Origin of the sequence: Mariniflexile sp. TRM1-10 (assembly GCF_003425985.1) — a bacterium.
GTDB lineage: Bacteria > Bacteroidota > Bacteroidia > Flavobacteriales > Flavobacteriaceae > Mariniflexile.
Genome location: NZ_CP022985.1, coordinates 2226335 through 2251848, shown reverse-complemented (window position 1 = coordinate 2251848; position 25514 = coordinate 2226335). Strand labels below are relative to the sequence as shown.

Annotated in this window: 14 protein-coding genes, 1 tRNA gene and 1 pseudogene; 3 read left to right on the top strand and 13 right to left on the bottom strand. The window is 35.6% G+C overall.

All coding sequences use genetic code 11. The features are described from left to right. Window positions 1–304: 304 nt before the first annotated feature. The 8 genes and pseudogenes from CJ739_RS09615 to CJ739_RS09580 form a co-directional block, all read right to left on the bottom strand. On the bottom strand, window positions 305–2104 hold the full coding sequence (locus tag CJ739_RS09615; RefSeq protein WP_117174743.1) for a cytochrome c oxidase subunit I: 1800 nt from the start codon (window positions 2102–2104) through the stop codon (window positions 305–307). 28 nt (window positions 2105–2132) lie between these two features. Further along, window positions 2133–3200 carry a cytochrome c oxidase subunit II gene (locus tag CJ739_RS09610; protein WP_117174740.1) on the bottom strand — a complete coding sequence of 356 codons (1068 nt, stop codon included), beginning with the start codon at window positions 3198–3200 and terminating at the stop codon, window positions 2133–2135. 30 nt (window positions 3201–3230) lie between these two features. Continuing rightward, complete coding sequence (locus CJ739_RS09605; protein WP_117174738.1) at window positions 3231–4586, bottom strand: quinol:cytochrome C oxidoreductase; 1356 nt, start codon at window positions 4584–4586, stop codon at window positions 3231–3233. A gap of 22 nt (window positions 4587–4608) precedes the next feature. After that, window positions 4609–5160, bottom strand: coding sequence for a c-type cytochrome (locus tag CJ739_RS09600; RefSeq protein ID WP_162880290.1), 552 nt, complete (start codon window positions 5158–5160; stop codon window positions 4609–4611). A 5-nt stretch (window positions 5161–5165) separates the two neighbouring features. Beyond that, complete coding sequence (locus CJ739_RS09595; RefSeq protein ID WP_117174736.1) at window positions 5166–5696, bottom strand: DUF3341 domain-containing protein; 531 nt, start codon at window positions 5694–5696, stop codon at window positions 5166–5168. A 39-nt stretch (window positions 5697–5735) separates the two neighbouring features. Beyond that, window positions 5736–7157 (bottom strand): annotated as a pseudogene (nrfD, locus tag CJ739_RS09590) (NrfD/PsrC family molybdoenzyme membrane anchor subunit); the annotation flags it as partial. Between the two features lie 27 nt (window positions 7158–7184). Continuing rightward, entirely contained in the window at window positions 7185–10277 is a 3093-nt protein-coding gene (locus CJ739_RS09585) for a TAT-variant-translocated molybdopterin oxidoreductase (RefSeq protein WP_117174732.1), read from the bottom strand. Window positions 10278–10310: 33 nt separating this feature from the next. Then, window positions 10311–11603, bottom strand: a complete 1293-nt coding sequence (locus tag CJ739_RS09580; RefSeq protein ID WP_117178884.1) for a cytochrome c3 family protein — start codon at window positions 11601–11603, stop codon at window positions 10311–10313. A gap of 214 nt (window positions 11604–11817) precedes the next feature. Between CJ739_RS09580 and CJ739_RS09575 the strand changes: the two genes are divergently transcribed. After that, window positions 11818–12210, top strand: coding sequence for an SPOR domain-containing protein (locus tag CJ739_RS09575; RefSeq protein WP_117174730.1), 393 nt, complete (start codon window positions 11818–11820; stop codon window positions 12208–12210). An 857-nt stretch (window positions 12211–13067) separates the two neighbouring features. On the opposite strand, the gene infB is transcribed toward CJ739_RS09575, so the two are convergent. From infB to rimP, 3 genes are read right to left on the bottom strand one after another with little or no spacing between them, the layout of a single operon-like run. Next, window positions 13068–15872, bottom strand: coding sequence for a translation initiation factor IF-2 (gene infB, locus CJ739_RS09570; RefSeq protein ID WP_117174728.1), 2805 nt, complete (start codon window positions 15870–15872; stop codon window positions 13068–13070). A gap of 29 nt (window positions 15873–15901) precedes the next feature. Continuing rightward, on the bottom strand, window positions 15902–17134 hold the full coding sequence (gene nusA, locus CJ739_RS09565) for a transcription termination factor NusA (RefSeq protein WP_117174726.1): 1233 nt from the start codon (window positions 17132–17134) through the stop codon (window positions 15902–15904). 13 nt (window positions 17135–17147) lie between these two features. Continuing rightward, entirely contained in the window at window positions 17148–17609 is a 462-nt protein-coding gene (gene rimP, locus CJ739_RS09560; RefSeq protein ID WP_117174724.1) for a ribosome assembly cofactor RimP, read from the bottom strand. A 134-nt stretch (window positions 17610–17743) separates the two neighbouring features. Here rimP and CJ739_RS09555 point away from each other — a divergent pair, with 134 nt between their 5' ends. Then, window positions 17744–18568, top strand: a complete 825-nt coding sequence (locus CJ739_RS09555) for a universal stress protein (protein ID WP_117174722.1) — start codon at window positions 17744–17746, stop codon at window positions 18566–18568. A 51-nt stretch (window positions 18569–18619) separates the two neighbouring features. Here the strand turns inward: CJ739_RS09555 and CJ739_RS09550 are convergent, their stop codons facing one another. Together CJ739_RS09550 and CJ739_RS09545 are read right to left on the bottom strand one after the other, a co-directional pair. Then, window positions 18620–21673: a choice-of-anchor I domain-containing protein gene (locus CJ739_RS09550; RefSeq protein ID WP_117174720.1), complete on the bottom strand. Its 3054-nt coding sequence runs from the start codon at window positions 21671–21673 to the stop codon at window positions 18620–18622. 301 nt (window positions 21674–21974) lie between these two features. Next, window positions 21975–22047: transfer RNA gene (locus CJ739_RS09545), tRNA-Gln, on the bottom strand. Window positions 22048–22202: 155 nt separating this feature from the next. On the opposite strand from CJ739_RS09545, the gene CJ739_RS09540 reads away from it, so the two are divergent. Beyond that, entirely contained in the window at window positions 22203–25514 is a 3312-nt protein-coding gene (locus CJ739_RS09540) for a glycosyltransferase family 117 protein (protein ID WP_117174717.1), read from the top strand.

Sequence of the window (25514 nt, the reverse complement as noted above, 5' to 3'; positions counted from 1 at the left end):
TTGATTGTTTTTTAATTGTCAGATGGAACACCCTTTATAATCATCTTCGTGTGTGAATGTAGTTCTCTCATGGGTGTTTCATAGTATGGGTTAGTTATAGATTTGGGTTAATAGATATTTAAGCTATGGCCCTATTTAATTTACTTACAAATATATATAAAATTCTTAACAGATATGCAATTTAACGCATTTTTTTGTATTTAAACGATATTTTCATGTATTTTATATCTCTTCTAAAAAAGATTAAACAAAAAAACTCATCTTGTGGAGATGAGTTTTTTGATTTAATGTAAAAAATATGTTTTTAATGCTGAAGTTCTTCCTCGCCTTCTTTTAATGGAATATTTTGAGGCACAAAGTCTACATCATGTCCTGGTTTACTATAATCATATGCCCAACGGTACACGTGAGGAATGTCTCCTGGCCAGTTACCGTGCATATGTTCCACTGGTGTTGTCCATTCAAGTGTAGTTGATTTCCATGGATTTTGAGTGGCTTTCTTTCCATAGTAAATACTGCTAAAAAAGTTATATAGATATACTATTTGAACCACACCACCAATTAAAGCAAAGATGGTAATGATAACATTTACGTTTGCTAAATCGTCAAATAATGGAAAATTAGTATTTGTATAATAACGACGTGGTAAACCTGCCATACCTATAAAATGCATTGGAAAAAACACCCCATAAGCACAAACAGCTGTAATCCAGAAGTGAATATATCCTAAGTTTTTATTTAACATACGACCAAACATTTTTGGATACCAGTGGTAAATACCTGCAAACATACCGTAAAGAGCCGATATACCCATTACCAAGTGGAAGTGAGCTACCACAAAATACGTATCGTGTACATTAATATCTAAAGCGCTATCTCCAAGAATAATACCTGTTAAACCTCCAGTAATAAATGTTGATACAAATCCAATGGAAAATAACATGGCAGGGTTCATTTGTAAATTACCCTTCCAAAGTGTCGTAATCCAGTTAAATGCTTTTACAGCAGATGGAATTGCAATTAATAGCGTAGTAAATGTAAACACCGATCCTAAGAATGGATTCATTCCAGAAATAAACATATGGTGACCCCAAACGATGGTTGATAAAAACGCAATAGCTAATATAGATGCAATCATCGCACGATAACCAAAAATAGGCTTACGAGAGTTTGATGCCATAATTTCTGATACCAGACCCATGGCAGGTAATATAACGATATATACCTCAGGGTGACCTAAGAACCAAAATAAATGCTCAAACAATACAGGAGACCCGCCTTGGTAATGTAAAACTTCACCTTGGATAAATATATCTGATAAGAAGAATGATGTTCCAAAACTTCTATCCATAATTAATAATAAAGCAGCAGATAACAATACTGGGAATGATATAATACCAATAATCGCAGTAATAAAAAATGCCCAAATTGTTAAAGGTAATCTTGTCATAGACATCCCTTTAGTACGCAAGTTAATGACCGTAACTACATAGTTAAGCGATCCCATTAATGACGACGCAATAAAGATAGCCATAGATACCAACCATAGGGTCATACCCATTCCAGACCCTCCTTGAGCCATTGGTAAAGCACTTAATGGTGGATAAATCGTCCATCCAGCAGCAGCAGGTCCAGCCTCAACAAACAATGATATGACCATGATTACACTTGAAAGGAAGAATAACCAATAAGAAATCATATTTAAAAAGCCTGAAGCCATATCGCGTGCTCCAATTTGCAACGGAATTAGTAAGTTACTAAATGTTCCACTTAAACCAGCAGTTAGTACAAAGAATACCATGATAGTACCATGAATGGTTACCAAAGCTAAATAAATATCAGCATCCATAACACCTTCTGGTGCCCATTTGCCTAATAATGCCTCAAACAATACGTTAGGTTGCTCTGGCCATGCAATTTGCATACGGAACATCATAGACATTAAAACACCTATTACTCCCATAATAGTACCTGTAACTAGGTACTGCTTAGCAATCATTTTATGATCCTGACTAAATATATATTTAGTTACAAAGGTTTCTTTATGATGATGTCCGTGGTCGTCATGAGCGTCGTGAGCGTGAGTATCTTCGTGTGCTGACATAATCTTATAGCGTATTTATCTTTTTTAATTAATTAACTAGAGAGTTTTTGAATTCTTTTTGCTCTTTCATCCAAGCATCATATTCTTCTTGAGTTTCCACTACAATCTTCATTTGCATATTGTAATGGGATTTTCCACAAATTTTATTACATAATAATAAATAATCAAACTCGTATCTATCTAAAGCCTCACCGCCTTCAGCAATTAACTTCTGACTTTTTTCAACTCTAATATTATTAATATTTGCAATTTTCTCAATCATTTCTGGTGTTTGTCTCATCTCTGCAGTAGTAACTGTTGGAGTAAACCCAAATTGGGTTATCATACCTGGTACACAGTTCATTTGAGCCCTAAAGTGTGGCATGTAAGCAGAATGCAATACATCTTGTGAACGCATTTTGAATAATACTGGCTTACCAACCGGCAAATGCAATTCGGTAGTAATAACATCATCTTGTGCATTTGGGTCAGCTTCATCTAAACCTAAAATATTAGCGCGATCGATATCGATTAAACGAACATTAGCTTTTCCTAATGTATTATCTGCACCGCCATATCTTGCTTTCCAGTTAAATTGTTGTGCATACAACTCTATAACTAATGGGTCGTCACTTTCATCAACACCCATAATGTTTATCCACGTATTTAACCCGTAAATAATTAAACCCGCTAAAACGATAACTGGAATGATTGTCCAGATAGCTTCTAACTTATTATTATCTGCAAAAAACAAGGCTTTCTTACCCTTTTCACCTTTATATTTAAAAGCAAAGTAATGTAATAGGAATTGTGTTATTGTTTGCACAAAGAAAATGATAACCATGGAGATAATCATTAAGTTATCTATGGTTGGACCATGCTCTGATGCCGAGTTAGACATTAAAGGCAAATCACCCCATTTTGCAAAACACACAATGGTAATTATATAAATGAACGCTAAGAAGCCCATCATTAAGTATCCATTGATTGTATTATCCTTGTCGTTGGCAATTTGAGAGTTTTCGCTTTTAGCTTGCGCCAAATCGAAAATCTTTACCATTTGCCAAATGGCAACTAAAATAAATACTAAAACTATAATTGTTAATAAAGCAGTCATTGTTATCGTTCGTCTTTATATGTATCTTAATTAATAATGAAAATCTTCACTTTCTTTTCTAAAAGGATATCCTTTTACAAGTAATGGTGCCTTTGTTAAAGCTGTAAATACTACAAATATGAATAATCCAGCAAAAAGCACTATCGAACTAATTTCAGGAATACCAATAAACCATCGGTCTCCTACTGTAGCTGGCATTATCATATTGAAAATATCTATATAATGACCTGCCAATATTACAAGACCTGCCATAACAACAAACCAAGGAATACGTTTATAGTCTGCATTCATCAACATTAAAATTGGGAATACAAAGTTCATAACCACCATACCTAAGAATGGTAATTTGTAATCGTTAAAACGTGATATAAAATAAGTGACCTCTTCTGGAATGTTTGAATACCAAATAAGCATAAATTGTGAGAACCATAAGTAAGTCCAGAAAATACTGAAAGCAAACATGAATTTAGCAACATCATGCAAATGATTTTCATTGACAAACTCCAAATAATTTCTAGATTTTAAGTAAATAGTAATTAACGCTAAAACAGTAATACCACTTACAAACATACTAGCAAATACATACCATCCAAATAAGGTTGAGAACCAGTGTGGATCTACACTCATAATCCAATCCCAAGACATCATAGATTCTGTATAAATAAAGAATACTAAGAACCCTGCTGCAATTCTAAAAGACTTTTTAAAGTTACTATTATCTTCCGCCGTATCTTGAGCAATAGAAAATTTACGGGCAAAATGACGGTATAAACTCCAACCGGCAATAAATACCAAACCTCTAAATGTAAACCATCCTATATTTAACCATCCCGATTTACCTTGGATTAATTTATCGTGAGCTACTACTTCTGGATCCATCCAAACAAATAAATTGTAATGACCAATAGTCCCAGATGCTACAGCGATACCTAAAACTATTAAAGCACCAGGCAATACATAAGCTGTAATACCTTCCATCACTCTAAATAGTACTGGAGACCATCCTGCTTGGGATGCAATTTGAATCGCATAAAAAGCTAGAATCCCTAAGGCAATCATCATAAAGAAAAATGCAGCTACATATAGTGCAGACCACGGTCTGTTAGCTATTTGATGCTGAACATGCTCAATGTGTTCTTTGTGTGCGTCAACTTCTGCATGTGCTTCTTCTCCATGCGCATTTTCAGTGGCATGTGCATCATGACTTGGTGTTTCATGGGAAGCTTCTACTGCATGACCCCCACCGTGATGAGATTCTTCTGCAAGTAAGGTTTCAACTTCTTCAAAAGATTTATGAGATGTCATAAAACCATATCCTACACCTAATGCTCCTAATATCATTAGAATGAAAGAAAATGTCTTTAATTTATTTGAAAATGTATACATATCTATAATAATCTTGTCTATCTTACTTTTCTAAATTAGCCTTTAATTCCAGTACATACGAAACTACTTGCCAACGTTCTTCTTCTTTCAATTGGTTAGCATACGAACCCATAGCATTTTTTCCATAATAAATAGTATGGTAAATACTGCCTTCATTTATAGCTCTTCCTGCATCATCATAACTAGGAATACCAAGGATTTTTTCGCGTTTCACTAAGTTTCCTTGTCCGTCTCCTTTACCTCCATGACAAATTCCACAGTAGATATCGTATAATGCTTTACCTCTTTCTAAATCTACGCTGGTAGAATCTAATGGGCTTTTTAAAGTTTCTTTTGCTAACATGTATCCCTCTGTAGAGTTTTCAATATCAAAAGGAATAAAACCTCTTGCTATAGATCCCTCGGCAGGTAATTGTGCTTCAACGCCATCTTTAAATGCGGCTTCTCCATAGGTTTCGTAACCAGCAGATTCATACATATTTGGCATGAATTGGTAGTTTGGTGCGGTATCCTTTTTACATGATACGGCCACTAAAATAACTGCTAATACTAATATTTTAATTAAGCTCTTCATCATTATTAATGCGCTTTATCAATTAAATTAATTTCAACGGCTCCAGTTTCTTTAAGTAAACTTGCCAATGCTTCCTCATTTCCATCTACAGCAATTTCCATTAAAAAATGATCATCTGTAGTTCTTGGATCAGGATTTTCAGCATTTTTAAATGGCCACATTCTACTACGTAAGTAAAAAGTAATTACCATTAAATGCGCCGCAAAAAACACGGTTAACTCAAACATAATTGGCACGAATGCCGGCATATTTTCTATATAGCTAAAACTTGGTTTACCACCAATATTTTGAGGCCAATCTTCAATCATTATAAAATTCATCATAACAATTGCAACCGTTAAACCTATTAAACCATATATAAAAGCGGTAATAGCAATACGTGTTGGTGCTAACCCCATAGCCTTGTCTAGTCCGTGGACTGGAAATGGTGTATATATTTCTTCAATGTGGTATCTTTCTGCCTTAACCTTTTTAACAGCAGACATCAATACATCATCATCTGTATAAATAGCGTGAATTACTTTAGATGCTTCCATTGCCTACGCTTCGTTTTTATTGTTAGTTACTTGATCTCCAGAGGTTCTTGCATCTGCTCCTGTTCCTACCAAACTTTCACCTCTTTCTCTAATATTTTTATAACGTTCACCAGATGATTTTAAAATAGTTTTCACCTCTGCTTGTGCTATTACAGGGAATGTTCTTGAGTACAATAAGAATAACACAAAGAAGAATCCGATCGTTCCAATAAAAATACCTATATCTACAAATGTTGGAGAGAACATCGTCCATGATGATGGTAAGTAATCACGGTGTAACGATGTTACTATAATTACAAAACGCTCAAACCACATACCTATGTTTACTACGATTGAGATAAAGAATGAGAACATGATACTTGTTCTTAATTTTTTAAACCACATAAATTGTGGGGAGAATACATTACAGGTCATCATCGCCCAATATGCCCACCAGTAAGGACCAGTTGCTCTGTTTAAGAATGCATATTGTTCGTATTCAACACCAGAATACCATGCAATAAATAACTCAGTAATATATGCCACACCTACTATAGAACCCGTAATCATGATTACGATGTTCATTAATTCGATATGTTGTACTGTGATATAATCTTCAAGGTTACACACTTTTCTCATAATAATAAGAAGTGTGTTTACCATCGCAAATCCTGAGAATACCGCTCCAGCAACGAAGTACGGCGGGAATATGGTTGTATGCCAACCTGGAATCACCGAAGTCGCGAAGTCAAACGATACGATAGTATGTACAGAAAGTACAAGTGGCGTTGCTAAACCTGCAAGTACCAAAGATACTTCTTCAAAGCGTTGCCAATCTTTAGCACGACCAGACCAACCAAAACTTAACAAGGAATATATTTTCTTTTGAAAAGGTTTTATAGCTCTATCACGTAGCATAGCGAAATCTGGTAATAAACCTGTCCACCAGAATACTAATGATACCGATAAATATGTTGAAATCGCGAACACGTCCCAAAGTAGTGGTGAGTTAAAGTTTACCCATAACGAACCAAATTGGTTTGGTATTGGTAACACCCAGTATCCTAACCAAGGACGCCCCATGTGAATGATTGGGAATAAACCTGCTTGAACTACCGAGAAGATGGTCATCGCCTCCGCAGAACGGTTAATGGCCATTCTCCATTTTTGACGGAATAATAAAAGTACCGCAGAGATAAGTGTTCCTGCGTGACCAATACCAACCCACCAAACGAAGTTAGTAATATCCCAAGCCCAACCTACAGTTTTATTTAAACCCCAAGTTCCAATACCTGTTGATATGGTATATAAAATACATCCAATTCCCCAAAGAAAGGCTACAAGTGCTATAGAGAAAACTATCCACCATTGTTTATTTGCTTTTCCTTCTACTGGTTTAGCCACATCCACAGTAACATCGTGGTATGATTTCTCGCCTGTAACTAAGGGTCTTCTAATAGGTGCTTCGTAATGAGACGCCATAATTATATAATTGATTCTTTAATTAGGTTATGCTTCAGTTGTATTTCTCACTTTTGTTTGATACATCACGTTTGGTTTTACGCCTACGTGCTCTAACAAGTGGTACATACGGTTATCTTCTTTAAGTTTTGCAACTTGACTTTCTTTATCGTTAATGTCTCCAAAAACCATGGCGCCACTGCTACAAGCTGCAGAACATGCTGTTTGGAATTCACCATCTTTAATTTCACGTCCATCACGTTTTGCATCCAAAATGGTTTTTTGTGTTTTTTGAATACACATAGAACATTTTTCCATAACACCACGAGAACGTACAACGACATCTGGATTTAATACCATACGACCTAAATCATCGTTCATATGATAATCAAACTCATCATTGCCATTGTATAAGAACCAGTTGAAACGACGTACTTTATAAGGACAGTTATTTGCACAGTATCTAGTACCCACACAACGGTTGTAAGCCATATGGTTTTGACCTTGACGACCATGTGAAGTTGCTGCCACAGGACAAACCGTTTCACAAGGTGCATGGTTGCAATGTTGACACATTACTGGTTGGAAAGCAACTTGTGGATTTACAGAAGCATGCTCCATTTCACCAAATTCACTTAACGAACTTCCTAAGCCAGAAATATGTTCTTTTTTCTCATTATCACCTGCAAATGATTCTTCAGATGAATAATATCTATCAATACGTAACCAGTGCATATCACGACTACGACGTACTTCTGTTTTTCCAACTACTGGCACGTTATTTTCAGCGTGACACGCAATAACGCATGCGCCACATCCTGTACACGCATTTAAATCGATTGATAAGTTGAAATGATGCCCAACAGAACGATCGAATTCATCCCATAAATCTACATCTGGTGACGTAACAGGAGTTTCTTTATGATTTAAAGAGACTACAGGAACCGCATTCCAGTGTTTTTTATCTTTGGTATTGAAGATTTCCAAAGACGTTTCTTTAATAATATCGCCACGACCCATTAAGGTATTGTGTAACTGCACTGATGCAAATTCATGCTCACCTGCTGTAGCTTCAATAGTAACGTTTTGTACCGTATTAAAGTTTTTATATAATGCATAGGCATTAACACCTGTTTGCATTTCTTCTTTTAAACCTTTTGTTTTTCCGTAACCAAGTGCTAATCCAACAGAACCTTTAGCTTGTCCTGGTTGAATCATAACTGGAGCAGTTATGGTTGTTCCGTTTACAGTTACTTTAGCATAACTACCATTTAAAGCACCGTTTGCAACATGCTTGTTCATTAAACCTAATGCATCAGCATCGGCTTTTGAAATGGTTAAATAGTTATCCCAAGACGTTCTGGTAATAGGATCTGGAAACTCTTGCAACCATGGGTTATTGGCTTGTTGCCCATCGCCCATACCTACTTTGGTATATAATGTTAATTCTAAACCTGATTTTTTTGCTGAAGCAGCTAATGCACTAGCAGCATTTCCTGAAGGTGTTTCTGCTGAAGTTTCAGCGTCCGAAGTATTTTCAGTTTCAGTAGCGATGGTTCCAACATAAACACCATCGTGCAGTGCTTGATTGAATGAGCTACCTCCTAATATGGTTGTTCCCCAAGCTTCTTTAATATAATCGTGGTAAGAAACATCGTTTCCTGTCCATTTTAATAAAGCCTCTTGAAATTGTCTGGTATTGAATAACGGACGAATAGCTGGTTGCGTTAAGGCATAATGTCCTTTCTTCAACTCAACATCACCCCAAGATTCTAAATAGTGAGGAGCTGCTGCTAAGTAATGTGTTTCTGAAGACGTTTCATCAACTTTAAGAGAAAACGCAATTGATAACTCTGTTTTCTTTAATCCTTCAGCAAAATCTGAAGCATTTGGTAATGTGTAGATTGGATTAACACCACTCATGATGATGGCGCCAACCTTGCCTGCCTTCATATCGGCAACTAAACCTAAAACGGCTTGGTCACTACCTTGTCTTGTTTTTATAGGTGTTTTTGGGTCGAATGCTTTACTCGCCAAAAATGCATTTATTTCTAAAGCAACAGTTTGTGCATTGACATCTTGAATTCCTGTAACTACAACGCCTTCGCTACCTGCTTTCTTTAATTGAGATGCTGCTTTTTTAACGGCATCTTCTATATGTGCTGGTAAACTTCCTGAAACTGAACCACCAACGACATAACTATATAATTTAGCTAAAGCTATTTTTTGTTCACTTGGTGTTAATGGCACACGTTTGTCGGCATTCGCTCCAGTTAAAGACATATTAGACTCAAACTGAATATGACGCGACATCTTACCGTTTTGAGGAATTCTGTTTTTTGAATATCCCGCATCAAAACCGCCACCTTGCCAATCGCCTAAGAAATCGGCACCAACAGAAACAACGGTCATCACTTTAGAGAAATCGTAATTAGCTAAACCGCGCTCTCCATATTTTGCTTGGTAAGCATCTAATGCAGCCGATTCTGACACAGCATCGTACACTACATGACGAACGTTACCGTATTTTTCCTTAAATTCTGAAATTAACTTACTTGTAGAAGGGCTCGCAAAAGTTTGTGTTAATAACACAATTTCTTTACCAGCTGCTTTTAAATCGGTTAATTTTTGATTGGTTTCTTTATCAAACGTACTCCAAGAAATAGAAGTATCTCCTTTTTTAGGACCTTGAACTCTTAAACTATCGTACAAGCCTAAAACCGAAGCATTTACTCTAGCATTTGCACTACCATTGGTAACTGCCAAAGCGTTGTTTTCAATTTTAATGGGACGACCTTCACGCGTTTTTACTAAAACACTAGCAAAATCAAATCCATCTGCAATGGTTGTTGCGTAATAGTTAGCTACACCAGGAATAATTTCTTCTGGTTGAACTACGTAAGGAATAGATTTAACAACAGGGCCTTCGCAAGCCGCTAAAGATGCTGCAGCTGTACTAAAACCTACATATTTTAAGAAATCGCGACGTGTTGTAGAGGTTGCTTCCAATGTATCTTTATCACCTAAAAATTCATCAGTTGGAATTTGTTCTACAAACTCGTTTTGTTTTAGCGTCTCAACAATAGAACTATTCTCGTTTAGTTCTTCAACACTTTTCCAGTATTTCTTGTTTGATGACATATTATATAATTGAATTAACTTCTTATTAATTTATTAATAGTGGCATTTACCACATTCTAAACCACCCATTTGAGCCGCAGTAACTTCTTTGACTCCATATTTCTTAGCCAATTCCTTATGAATTTTTTCATAATAAGCATTGTCTTTCATATTAACATTGGTAGTTCTGTGACATTCTATACACCATCCCATAGTTAACGGAGCAAATTGACTAACAACTTCCATTTCTTGGATAGGACCGTGACAGGTTTGACACTCTAAACCAGCAACCGTAACGTGTTGCGAGTGGTTAAAGTAAACAAAATCCGGTAAGTTATGAATACGAACCCATTTCACAGGTTGTGAATTCCCAGTATATTTTTGTTCAGCATCATCCCAACCTGCTGCTTTGTATAGCTTTTTAATCTCACCATCATAGAATTCCTTAGAATGCTCTGGAGTTGTTTCCCCATTGTACTCATAAATTGATTTATGACAGTTCATACAAACATTTAAAGATGGAATGCCTGAAGTTTTACTTGTTCTTGCAGAAGAGTGACAGTATTTACAATCGATACCATTATCTCCCGCATGAATTTTATGCGAAAAGTGAATAGGCTGTACGGGTTGATAGCCTTGGTCTACACCTATTTGCATGAAATACCCGTACACAAAATAAGCACTAGACAATAAAAAGAATATAGCTACAACCAACATTAAAAATTGGTTTTGAACAAATGCTTTCCAAAGTGGTGTCCCTTTTGTTTCTTCTGGCAATTCAATATTCTGAGCCGAAGCAAAACGACGCAATGTTTTGTTTACTAAATAGAGCCCAGCAGCTAATAATATGAATAGGATTGCTAAAGCACCTAATATAATTTCGTTTGAAATACCTCCTGTTGAAGAAGTAGTTTCGGCAGGTACAGCAGCTCCTGTAGTATTAGCAGGCGCTTCGGGTTTCACCTCGGCAGTATACGCAAGAATATTATCAATATCTTCATTTGATAATTGTGGAAACGCTGTCATTGCAGCACCTCCAAACTCGTTATACACTTTGTTTGCGTAAGCGTCTCCAGACTTGATAAGACCTGAACTATTTTTTACCCACGCATAAATCCATTCTTTATCTAAACCTTGCTCATCAGCTAAACGCGCTTCTACATTACGTAAAGCAGGCCCTGTCATTTTCTTATCAAGTTGATGACATGCTGCACAATTGGCATTAAATAATGATTTCCCTTTTGCTGGATCTCCTTGAGCAGAAAGCGAGGTTGTAAACGCTAATAATAAAATTAAGCTAACACGAAAAATGTTTACGCTTAATCTACGGTGAATCACCTTTCTCATATTGTTGGTCAAATTAACTTCTAAACTTTGGTATGATTTTTTCATTTAATAATTGAAAAAAATACAGTTAAAAAAATCTCTGGCAAAAGTAATACTTAAAGTCGATTTGCGAAATGTTAGAGAACTGTTAATTGGTAATTTAGAGAGATTCTAAATAATAAAAACAACTTAATTTAAGTTTATAACGTATACATTTGTATAAATATATTTGAAAATGAAATTATTGAATTTAAAAATTAGCGCTTTAAGTGTTTTAGCTTTTATTACGGCTTCAAACTATTGTTTGGCACAACAAGGAACCGTTGTTGTAAATCAGGACAAAAAAATAACCACTTTACTAGAGGTTAAAAAGGAAATGAATAAAAACGAGAGCGGTTCTGACAGATATAAAATACAGATATACTCTGGAAATCATCGTCCTAGTGCCGAGGCTTCGCAAAGAGAATTTAACTCAAATTTTTCTGATTGGAAAGCTTCTATTGAATACGAAACACCAAATTTTAAAATTTGGGCAGGCAATTATAGGACGCGTTTGGAAGCCGATAGAGCCTTGAAAAAAATTAAAAGTAAATTTCCAAATGCCTTTATTTTTAAGCCTAAGAAATAACCTTATATATTAAAGAGTCAAGACCGCTTTGCTAAAAGACAAGAGACAAGAGAAAAAAGACTATAGACTGAATGATAACAAATTGATTTACTTTTCTGTTATAGTACTAGCTAAGTAATTAATTATTACAAAAAAGCTAAACGACAAAAACCGGAAATCTCTTTAAAAAAGCCATTATCACTTTGTTTGAAGCAATTGAAGTCGTTTAAACTTTTTCCAATTGGCTAAAAAATTGCCCTTTTTTTTGACCTCTCTAACCTGAGTTCGATTGTTTTTAAATAAAAGTGGCACAACGCGTGTTCAAAATGTTTAACCCTTCCGGATTTAAATCCGCCTTCCCTTAAAAAAAGGAACATGCTGTTTGTCGTTTTAATTTCAATATAGGATATAGGTATAATCATAATATTTACCTGCCTTTTAAATTCTCCTCCTTTAAAAAGGAGGAGTGGATTCGGTTTCACTAAAAGAAACCGGAGACCAGGTGGTTTTTGCCCGGATTCGATTGCTGTTTAGGTTTTGGGAAGCAGACCTACAAGGTTTTTCAGTCCTACAAGGTTTTTAAAACCTTGCAGGAGTTCAAAAAACCTTGCAGGAGTTAAAGGAGTTAAAATGGCTTTAATCATCAATTGCTGATAATCGAATTCAGGTTCTCAATGTCTTTTTTTCATTCCGTAGCAATGCTATGCAATTCTAAAAAGGCTTCGATTGGTCAAAAAATGACTAATTTTCGCTTCAATCGAAAAGGTTCTAACCACTTCATTAAAAAAGTTATATCGGACAACAATGAAAATGATTCATAAAACAAAAAAAGCGACCAAATTGGTCGCTTTTTGTTTTCTATGAAATATGAAAATTCCTTATTTAAGTTTCTTTTTAACCTCAACTTCATGGAACCCTTCTATAATATCACCTTCCTGAATGTCGTTGTAGTTTTTAATTTGTATACCACAATCAAAACCTTTGGTTACTTCTTTAACATCATCTTTAAATCGTTTTAATGACGCTAATTCTCCAGTAAACACCACAACCCCATCTCTAATTAATCTGATTTTGGAATTTCTTAGGATTTTTCCGTTAGTTACCATACAACCAGCAATGCTACCAATTTTAGTAACTTTAAATATTTCCCTGATTTCTGCTGTACCTGTAATCTCTTCTTTAAATTCCGGAGATAACATACCTTCCATTGCATCTTTAAGATCGTTGATGGCATCGTATATAATAGAGTATGTTCTGATATCAATTTCTTCTTTATCGGCAATGCTTCTTGCATTTCCAACAGGACGCACATTAAATCCAATAATAATGGCATCGGAAGCAGATGCTAATAACACATCACTTTCTGTAATGGCTCCAACACCTTTATGTAAAATATTCACTTGAATTTCTTCAGTTGATAGTTTCTGGAATGAATCGGTTAATGCTTCCACAGAACCATCCACATCACCTTTAAGAATGATATTCAATTCTTGGAAATCACCTAATGCAATACGACGACCAATTTCATCTAAGGTAATATGACGTTGTGTTCTCACCGATTGCTCGCGTTGTAATTGTGCGCGTTTTGAAGCAATTTGTTTTGCTTCGCGTTCATCTTCAAATACATTAAATTTATCACCCGCTTGTGGTGCACCATCTAAACCTAATATAGACACTGGTGTTGAAGGTCCTGCAGCTGTTACGCTATTACCGCGTTCGTCCTGCATGGCTTTTACTTTACCACTATTTTTTCCTGCCAATACATAATCTCCCACTCTAAGTGTTCCTGCTTGCACTAAAATAGTTGCCACATAACCACGTCCTTTGTCTAAAAAGGCTTCTACAACAGTACCTAAAGCTGGTCTATTTGGGTTTGCTCTTAGCTCTAATAATTCAGCTTCAAGCAATACTTTTTCCAATAATTCTTTGACACCTGTTCCAACCTTTGCAGAAATATCGTGCGATTGGATTTTTCCTCCCCAATCTTCTACCAACAAATTCATTTGTGCTAATCCTTCTTTAATTTTTTCAGGATTTGCAGCTGGTTTATCAATTTTATTTATGGCGAAAACAATAGGAACTCCTGCTGCTTGTGCATGCGCAATAGCTTCTTTTGTTTGTGGCATGATATCATCATCTGCCGCTGCTACAATAATGGCAATATCAGTTACTTGTGCACCACGAGCACGCATCGCTGTAAACGCTTCGTGACCCGGTGTATCTAAGAAGGCTATTTTTTGTCCGTTATCCAATTCAACACCATAGGCTCCAATATGTTGTGTAATACCACCAGATTCTCCTGCAATTACATTTTCTTTACGGATATAATCCAAAAGTGATGTTTTACCGTGATCTACGTGACCCATTACGGTTACAATGGGTGCTCTTGGTTTTAAATCTTCTTCGCTATCTTCAAAAACCTCAATGGACTCTTCAATATCTGCGGTTACAAATTCTACTTCATATCCAAATTCTTCTGCTACAATTGAGAGTGTTTCAGCATCTAAACGCTGATTCATGGTTACCATCATTCCAAGTGACATACACGCTGAAATAATTTGGGTAACTGGTACATCCATCATGGTTGCCACTTCGCTTGCCGTAACAAACTCAGTAACCTTAAGAATTTTACTTTCTGCTGCTTCTTGCTCTAAATTTCTTTCTGTTTGATCTCTATGTTGATCTCTTTTGTCTCTTCTATATTTAGCACCTTTTCCTTTAGAAGATTTTCCTTGAAGCTTTTCTAAAGTCTCACGGACTTGTTTTTTAACATCTTCTTCACTAGGATCTTCTTTAACAATAGGGCGTCTTGCTTGTCCTGGTTTATTACCTTTAAAACGGTCGTTACCTGGTTTGCTAGCATCGCCACCTCTGTTGTCACCACCTTGTTGCGGACCTCCAACTTTACTGATACGTCTTCGCTTTTTCTTATTAGCTGAAGCTCCAGCATCACCAGGTTTTGCGTCGGCTTTCTTTTCTTCTTTCTTTTTCTTAGGCTTATTAAACTGAGATAAGTCAATTTTATCACCTGCTATTTTAGGACCGCTAAGTACTTGGTATTTGGTTTTTACCCTTTCTTCAGTAATTAATTCACCTTCAGAATTGGTTATCTGTTTTTTAGGTTCAACATCCTTTTTAGGTTCTGGTGTTGCTTCCTCTTTAGGTTTAGAAGTTTCTGGTTTAACTTCTTTCTTTGCCTCATCAGGAACTTGAGGCTTTACTTCTTCCTTTACAGGTTCTTTTTCAACAGGTTTTTCTATAACCTCTTCTTTAGGAACCTCAACCGCTTTCTCCTCTTGCTTTGGAGCAACAGGGGTTTCTTCAGGCTTTTTAGGATCTAAATCAATTTTCCCCACCTGCTTTGGTCCAGAAAGTGTTTTAGAGGCTTTTATTATTTCTTCTTTTCTGGCTGATTCTTTTTGCTTTTCTTCAATTTCACGTTCTCTTTGCTCACGTAGCACCTCTTTTTCTTTCAATTTGGCTTCACCAACTTCTTTAGATGCTACTTTTTTATTAGCATCTGTTTGAAATTCGTTTGAAAGAATTACATGTACTTCTTCTGAAATTTTAGTATTCGGACTTTTTTCAATATCAACCCCTTTTGATTCTAAAAAATCAACTGCGCGGTCAATAGAAATATTGAGTTCCCGTAATACTTTATTTAATCTAATTGTGTCAGCCATAAATTGCCTTTAAAATACTCAAATATATGTTATTCTTCAAATTCTTCCCTAAGAATTCTAATAACGTCTTTAATTGTTTCTTCTTCTAAATCTGTTCTTTTCACTAAATCGTTTACATCTTGCTCTAAAATACTTTTTGCAGTATCCAATCCAGCTTTACTAAACTCTTCAATAATCCATCCTTCTATTTCGTCAGAGAATTCTCTTAACTCTACATCTTCTTCTGCACCTTCTCTAAATACATCTATTTCATAACCAGTTAATTGACCCGCCAAACGAATGTTATGACCACCTCTACCAATGGCTTTACTTACTTCTTCTGGTTTTAAAATAACCTCAGCACGTTTTGTCTCTTCGTTAATTTTTATTGAAGTAACCCTAGCTGGACTTAACGCTCTTGTTATGTATAATTGTAAATTATTTGTATAATTAATTACATCAATATTTTCGTTACCCAATTCACGTACAATCCCATGAATTCTTGAACCTTTCATACCAACACATGCCCCAACAGGATCAATTCTATCATCATACGAATCTACCGCTACTTTTGCTTTTTCACCAGGTATTCTAACGACATTTTTAATAGTGATTAAACCATCAAAAACCTCTGGTATTTCTTGTTCGAAAAGCTTTTCTAAGAAAGCAGGAGACGTTCTAGACATGATGATGGTTGGTTTAGCGCCTTTTAACTCGACGCTATCAACAACACCTCTTACATTATCTCCTTTTCTAAAGAAATCTGATGGTATTTGTTTTTCTTTAGGAAGCACAATTTCGTTACCTTCATCATCCAACAAAATAACAGCTCTGTGACGAATATGATGTACCTCAGCTGTGTAAATTTCGCCAATTAAATCTTTAAATTGCTTAAAAACGATGGTGTTATCGTGCTCATGAATTTTAGAAATAAGGTTTTGACGTAATGCTAAAATAGCACGTCTTCCTAAGTGAATAAGTTTTACTTCTTCAGATACTTCTTCTCCTACTTCAAAATCCGGTTCGATTTTACGCGCTTCCGACAAGGAAATTTCTTGGTTAGGTTCCTCAACCTCACCATCTGCAACAACAACTCTGTTTCTCCAAATTTCCAAATCCCCTTTATCGGGGTTTACAATAATGTCGAAATTATCGTCGTCGCCATACTTCTTTTTTAAGGCACTTCTAAATACATCCTCTAAAATCGCCATTAACGTTACTCTGTCAATTAGCTTATCGTCTTTGAATTCTGAAAAAGATTCAATTAACGCGATATTCTCCATAACTCCTATTGAATTAAAATTTAATCATAACTTTTGCTTCTACAATATCTTCGTAAGCGATATCCGCTTGCTTCTTTACTGTTACCTTCCCTTTACCTACTGGCTTTGGTTCTCTAACTTTCCACTCTAATGTAATATTTGTATCGGTTGCTTTTGCAAGTACGCCTTCAAACGTTTCTGAAGCGGTTCTTACCGTTAGCTCTCTTTTCAAATTCTTACTATATTGTCTTTTATTTATTAAGGGTGATGCAGCTCCGGCCGACATCACTTCTAAAGAAAAATCATGTTCTTCTCTATCCAAACTATGCTCAATAGCTCTGCTAATAAACATGCAATCTTCAACTAAAACGCCATGATCGCCATCAACAACAATATTAATATGATTATCTCCTTGAATTGAGAAATCAATTAAAAACAAATCTGGTCGTTCTATTAACGCAGCGTCTAATAAATTTTTAACGTTAGTTTTAAACATTTTTTTTATGAAAAGAGGGGACTTTCCGTCCCCTCTTTCTTTAGTTTTAGCCTTTCAACAGTGCAAATATATAATATTTTATTGATTTTTAAAGTAATATTTCATAAATTTAGGTGTATCTTACTTATGAAATTATGAAAAAAATACTTGTCCCCACCGACTTTTCTACTCAAGCCGAAAACGCTTTAAAGGTAGCCGCACAATTAGCCAAAAAGCATGGTTGTGAACTTTATTTACTGCATATTCTTGAAGCACCACTGCAAACCGTAGACCCTTTAAGTTCTTACAACGACTTGCCTGAAGCCATGTTTTTTATGAAATTAGCACACAAGCAATTTGAAGAATTAAAAGAGAAAGATTATCTAAAAGGCTTGGTAGTACATGAGCACGTAGAGTTTCAGGAAATATTTAAGGGCGTTTTTCATGTTTGTAAAAAAAATCAAATAGACTTGGTTGTTATGGGGTCTAACGGAGCAAGTGGTTTAAAGGAAATGCTTATTGGTAGTAATACCGAAAAAGTGGTTCGCACTTCTGAAACTCCTGTACTTGTTATTAAAAACGAGCATAAAACATTCCAAACCAAACACTTTGTTTTTGCATCTGATTTTAACGAGGAAAGCATAGCGCCTTTTAAAAAAGCCATGGCATTTGCCAATCTTTTTGACTCTAAAATGCACTTACTTATGGTGAATACGCCTAATCATTTTATCACATCCAACGATGCTCAAAATAGAATACAAAATTTTATTAAAGATATTAAAATGCCCAATTACTCTGTTAACATTTACAATGATGTGACTATTGAAACGGGCATTATGAACTTTTCGCAATCTATTAATGCAGACTTTATTGGCATGAGTACCCATGGCAGACGGGGCATTTCCCATTTCTTTAACGGCAGCATTAGCGAGGATTTAGTAAACCACGCCAAACGACCTGTGATGACATTTAAAATTTAATAAAAAAATCCCAATCTTTCGATTGGGATTTTGATTTAATTTGGATTAGATTTATAATTTAACAAAACGCTTAACACCGTGTTCTTTTGTTTTTAATATATAAATTCCAGAAGTAAATTGAGATACATTTAAAGCACTTTCGTTGTTAAATGTTTTTACTTCTTGTCCGTTTATATTATAAATAGTTCCAGATAATATTTTATTGAATTTTAAAATACCTTCAACCACTGGGTTAGGATATATTTTGAAATCATTTTTTGAAACTTCTTCACTAATACTTAATACCTGATCGTCTATTTGGATTACTCCTAACGAGCCACTCACTTCATAACCTACTAAAAGTAAGTTTTTTGAGTTTGGACTATCGGTAGCAGGAATGAATTTTATAATCTCAGGCGCAGTATCACCTGAAGTTCTATTGCCTTTATAGTAAGTAATAAACTCAACATCGTTAGGGTTGGTGATATCGTACATAAGTATTGAACTTTGTCTTTCTAAACCAATAAACGCATAGGTTTTACCATCAACAACACCAATTGCTATTGCTTCTGGCTCAACTCCTTTATCATCCGATCTACCATCAAGCACCCCTTCGTCTTCATTAAATAATGTTGGTTCTTCTGAAGCAATTTTTTGACCAAATTGATCGGCACTGTCGAACACTAAATTGCCATATTCATCGAAAATTGAAAACGACCTAGCACCATAAGAATAGATTTGCTCAACAGTACCATCATTGTTGTAATCTCCATCGGCAATTGTGGTTTTAAGTCTACCAATATTAGCATCAGCTTGAAGCGTTGCTGCATCTGGATAATATGTTGAATTTAAAGTCAGGTTTTTAACACGCACTTCTTCTGAATATCCACCATAATCTCTAGAATCTCCTTCGTTTGCTGTTACTATATAGTTTAAACTTCCCACTTTATAAGATGCAATGGCATCTGGCATAAACATACCCAACGTTGGGTGTTGTGTAATATTAACCACATCATCTCTGTCAGAAGCATCAAAACCATAATCGGTAGCAAAAGAAATAATACCCAACACACTAGCATCGGTAACACCCGCTCCTGCTAAACCAAAATCGTTATCGTTTATTACGGCAATTTCATTGTTTGGTAACAAAGCAATACCTTCAGCTTTATCGGATGATTGGTAACCAATAGTTGGCAAATTTACCACTTTGTTTTTATGAACTGGCAAAATACTTTGAGCAGCAATTTCATCTGCCGATAGTTCTTCCAATTCTTTAGAACCCGTTAAAACCGTATTCAAAATGTTTGTTGCGTAATTAATATCTATTTCGAAAATGTATTTTTTACCATAAGTTGCAGTTGGCCCTTCAGAATCTCTTTCAATAACTAAAAATTTACCGTTTCCTGTGTAAACTGCATCACCAATTTTATCTACTCTTGAAGATGCATAACCTGCATCTTTATTTCTTTCCAATAAATACACATACTCACTAACTGGAACGCCAGTATCGGCATTAATACCTAAGATTCTAATAACATCCGATTTATTTCTAACCGCTGCACTAGACGGATTTTCAATAGGCGATTGTATAAATGCATAAACAACATGGTTTACCTCATCGTAAGCAATAGCTTCAAAACCCCTGTTATCCCATCTTTTAGAATAAACCTCTGGCAACGTTTCTGCACCATACGTTCCAACAGGTTGAGGATTTGTTCCTAATAATGAGGTTCCCGATGGCACATAACGCTCTACCAATGTTCCGTTAGGCTGAAACTTATAAATTGCAGGTCTGTACTCATCGCAAGCCCAAAAGTAGCCATCTTTATCAATTAAAACGCCTTCAAAATCACCACCGTACGCATCATAAGGTAGTTCGTGATAAACTTCAGAAGAACCATCAACATAATCTGAATTTGTATAAGCTGTTGAGGCATCGGTATAAGTTACAGGCACTTCATCAAATCCAGATATGTTTCCTTTTCCAGAAATAGGTGTTACACCATCTTTTCTAGTAAGAAGAATTTGATCGTTTAAAGCAACTGCTCCGGTTGTTTTATTTAAAGTGAATTTTACAATTCTACCTTGATAATCTGGTAATTTAAATGGTCTTAAGTTTTTTGTTGAAGTAGGCGTAACACTTGAACCAGAAACAGCATCGGCATTAGGGCCTCTATCTGGAATAGCATAAAAAACATAATCGGTTGCCGTAGAGTTTACAGCATCGTAAAACAATCCTGAAAAACCTCCTAAAAGTACTGGTGCTTGACCGCCATCGTAAGCTGGAGTACCAAGTTCCGGCCAATTAGCCACTAACTCGTTAACAACATAGCTTGTAACTGTTGGCGTGCCTAATAAATGGTTTTTATAACCTAAGGGCAAAATATCAATAATGGTATTATTCGTTAAATTCAAAACTACCAATGCATTATTTTCTTGACAATTTACATACGCTTTTGTACCATCTTCCAAAACGGTAATGTATTCAGGTTCCATATCTTGGGAAACAGTAGCAGCACCGTTATTTCCAAAAATACGAATGCCCTTATTTTGTAACGATACTCTTTTATTATCGTAAGCGTTGAAGTTTATTGTAGAAGCTGAAGCAGACAATACACCTCCACTTAAATCTATTACAGAAATTGTACCTTCTGGGTCGTTGGTATAATCATCTGAAGGCTCTCCCTCGTTAGCGACTAAAAGTTTCATACCATCAGGCGTGAATGTTAGCATATCTGGCAATGCTCCTGCTGTAACTTCATTTACATAATCTCCGTTTAAATCAAAAAACACCACTTTACCTGCGTTTTGTTTTGGGCTCGCCTCAACAGCTATCGCAACTATACTGCCGCTTATGGCAATAGAATTTGGTCCTGCTCCATAAGTTGACAAATCTACATCCTTAACTAAGGTTGGAGTAGTGGGATTGCTAATATCTACAATAGTAAAACTATTGCTTGCTGAATTAGTAAAAAAAGCGTGTTGATTGATTACATCGTAAGCAACCGTTTCAGCAGAAGCTTCTATGCTAGTTTGATAACTAGACAAATGCTGAAGTGCATTTTGAGCTTTAACTGCCGTAAAAGACAAGGCTAGAAAACTAGCAAAAAGAGTAATTTTTTTCATTTTATTTAATTAGGATTAATTTATTGATAAATAAAAGAATTACTGCCCTTTAGGGTATTACCTTAGAATTATTTTCATGTAAAATATAAACCCGTAAGTTTAACTTTATGCAACCATAAGTTTAATAATGTTATCTAAACATTAAAACCCATATTGGTATTGCGTTAGCGATTATAGTGAAAAGCCCACAGCGAGGTACGAGCGAGGACTTGCAGCGGAAAGCGCGACCCACAGGGTAACGCCCATGTATTATTATACAAAAAAATCCTGACTCAAAATAGAATCAGGATTTACAATTATGTTGGCTTACTAGGGCTCGAACCTAGACTCTTCTGGACCAAAACCAGACGTGTTGCCAGTTACACCATAAGCCAATGTGTAATTGAGGGTGCAAATTTAGTACAAAGTTTTATTTTCACAAGCATTTTTTTGAAAAAATAATTACCAATACTTAACGTTTACTTAAAAACGTACTAAATACCATATTTATTATTAAATTCGCCTCTGTAAATAAAGACAATAATTTATTATGACCAATTTTAATTTTAAAAAATGGAATACCTTTTTAGGATGGTTCACTTTTTTAATAGCTCTTGTAACATACGGATTAACAGTAGAACCCACTGTAAGTTTTTGGGATGCTGGCGAATATATTTTAACTTCGGCTAAATTACAGGTAGGACACCCACCTGGTGCGCCTTTCTTTCAAATGCTAGGCGCCTTTTTCTCTATGTTTGCCTTAGAGCCTTCGCAAGTTGGTTTTATGATGAATATGATGAGTGCCATATCTAGTGCCTTCACCATTCTTTTTATGTTTTGGACCATTACCCTCCTTTTAAAAAAACTGGTTGGACATAAAAACGACATCACTAAAGAGAAAGCCATCGCTATTTTAGGTAGTGGTATTGTAGGGAGTTTGGCTTTTACGTTTACCGATTCGTTTTGGTTTAACGCCGTGGAAACCGAAGTGTATGCTATGGCTACTTTAATTATGGCGGTTATGTTTTGGCTTGGGCTACGCTGGGAACAAGACATGCACAAACCCCGTGGGAACCGTTGGCTTATTTTAATTGCCTTTATTATTGGACTTTCTTTTGGGGTTCACTTTATGGGCTTATTAACCATACCTGCTATCGGACTTATTTACTACTTTAAAAACTACAAAACCATTACCATTAAAAACTTCATTGTTGCCAATGTCGTTTCTGTTGCTATATTATTATTCATTTTTAAACTATTGGCGCCAAATATCCTTAAAATATTTAGTGTTTTCGAAATCTTCTTTGTCAATTCTATTGGGCTTCCTTTTAATTCGGGGTCTATTATTGCGGGTATTTTATTGGTAGGCATTATTTATTACGGATTAAATTATACGCATAAAAAAGGGATGGTGCATGTTAATACCGGCATTTTATGTGTTACCTTTATCATTGTTGGATTCTCAACATGGTTATTACTTCCCATACGCGCCAATGCCAACGTGGTTATTAATGAAAACAACCCATCGAGTGCCAGGGAATTATTGGCCTATTATAATTTAGAACAATATCCTGAAACACACTTGTTTTACGGACCACAGTTCACCGACCAATATGCTTATTTAGATGAAAACAATCCGTATGTAGATGACAAACCTAAATACGAAAAAGACGAAGCCAAAGGCAAATACGTTATTGTAAACAATTATAAAAATGCAAAGCAAAACTACAATTCCAAACATGCTTCCATTCTTCCACGTATGTGGAGTACAGAACATGCCGAAAACTACATGATGTTTTCTGGGTTTTTAGACTTTAAGCTAAAACCAGAATACCAAATGGAAAACGAATTGCGAACGACTGTCACTAATTTTAAAAATGAAGTCGCTAAAGGTGCCGTCGATTATGAAGATTACAACAACTTCCTAAAACGCTTTAAAAATTATATTGATGTTGAAAAACCAGGCCTTTGGGAAAACATAACCTATATGTTCGAGTACCAATTAGGCTATATGTACTGGCGTTATTTTATGTGGAACTTTTCAGGACGACAAGATGATATTCAAGGAAAATACGACAACCACGGAAATTGGATAACGGGCATAAAACCATTAGACGAAATGCTTTTAGGGCTGTCCCAAGACAATTTGCCAAGTGATGTTAAAAACAATAAGGCAAGAAACACATATTATCTATTACCGTTCATTTTGGGATTAATAGGTTTCTTCTTTTTATTCAACATAGACAAAAAACTATTTTGGGTTTTATTGGTGTTTTTCCTTTTTACAGGAGTCGCCATACAAGTTTATACCAACGTACGCCCTTTTGAACCACGTGAACGCGATTACTCGGTAGTGGGCTCGTTTTATGTGTTCGCCATTTGGATTGGGTTTGGGGTATATGCCTTATTTGATGCCTTAAAGAAATACGCTTCACCTAAACTTTTGGCACCCATAATATCTGTTATCTGTTTAATATTAGTTCCTGGTCTTTTAGCCGCAAACAATTGGGACGACCACGACCGATCAGATAAATACACTGCTAGATCTATGGCAAAAAAGTATTTGGATTCTTGTGAAGAAAACGCTATTCTATTCACCATTGGTGATAACGATACCTTTGCGCTTTGGTATGCCCAGGAAATTGAAGGCTATAGAACCGATGTGCGCGTTGTAAACACCAGCTTGTTTCAAACGGACTGGTATATAGATCAAATGAAACGTCAGGCATATGAAAGTGAACCGATTCCTTCACAACTAACGCACGATTTATATAAATACGGCACGAATGATTATATTATTATTGAACCCGTTGTGAAAGATACTTTACAAGTCAAACAGTTTTTAGATTTTATTGCAAGTAACAATCCTAAAACCAAATATAAATATATCTTAGAACAAAAAGGCGTTGATATTTCGCAAGTTAGACAGCAAGATTTAAACGCAAGCTATTTGCCAACCGAGTTTTTAAGAATTCCGGTAAATAAAGAAAATGCCTTAAAATCTGGTATTGTAAGTCCTAAAGACGCCGATAAAATAGTGCCACATATTGACATACAAGTAACTGGAGGTGCTTTATACAAAAACAGGTTATTAATGCTTGATGTTGTTGCTAACAATAATTGGAAACGCCCTATTTACTTTACCGGCGGAAGTTTTGGCGACGACGATTACCTTTGGATGAAAGACTACTTGCAACTAGACGGTATGTGCTATAAACTGGTCCCTATAAAAACCCCTATAAATAAATCAAACCCGTTTGATATGGGACGTGTTGATAGTGACCTGATGTATAACAAAGTGAAAAAATGGGATTGGGGCAATAGCGGTAGTCCAGATATATATCACGATCCCGAAACACGTAAAAACTCCATTTCTTACAGAGGTAATTTAGCCCGATTAATTGAACAATTGCTTATCGAGAAAAAATTAGATAAAGCAGAAGAAATCGCGGACATCGCCATGACCAACATGCCTGTTGAGTATTTTGGATATTACACCTTGTTGGAGCCTTACATAAGTGCTTATTACGAGGTAGGCAACAAAGAAAAAGCACAAAAGCTGTTTAAAGAGGTGGCTAAAAAATATCAAGAGAATTTATACTATTACAGCACATTAAAAACGTCTAACCAGGAACGATTCTTCGAAGACATTTACACCGATATTGAACGCTATAAAGGTCTAATAAATGTTTTAGTAAAATACGACCCCAACTTTGCAGAAAAAGAAGGCGATATATTCAATAATCATTTAATGCTATTTAAACACTTTTACGGAGGTCAACCTGAAGAGCAGGATACTGTTCCAAAAACTGAAATAGACATACCAACTTCCGATAGCAGTATTGATTTAATAACTGAGTAA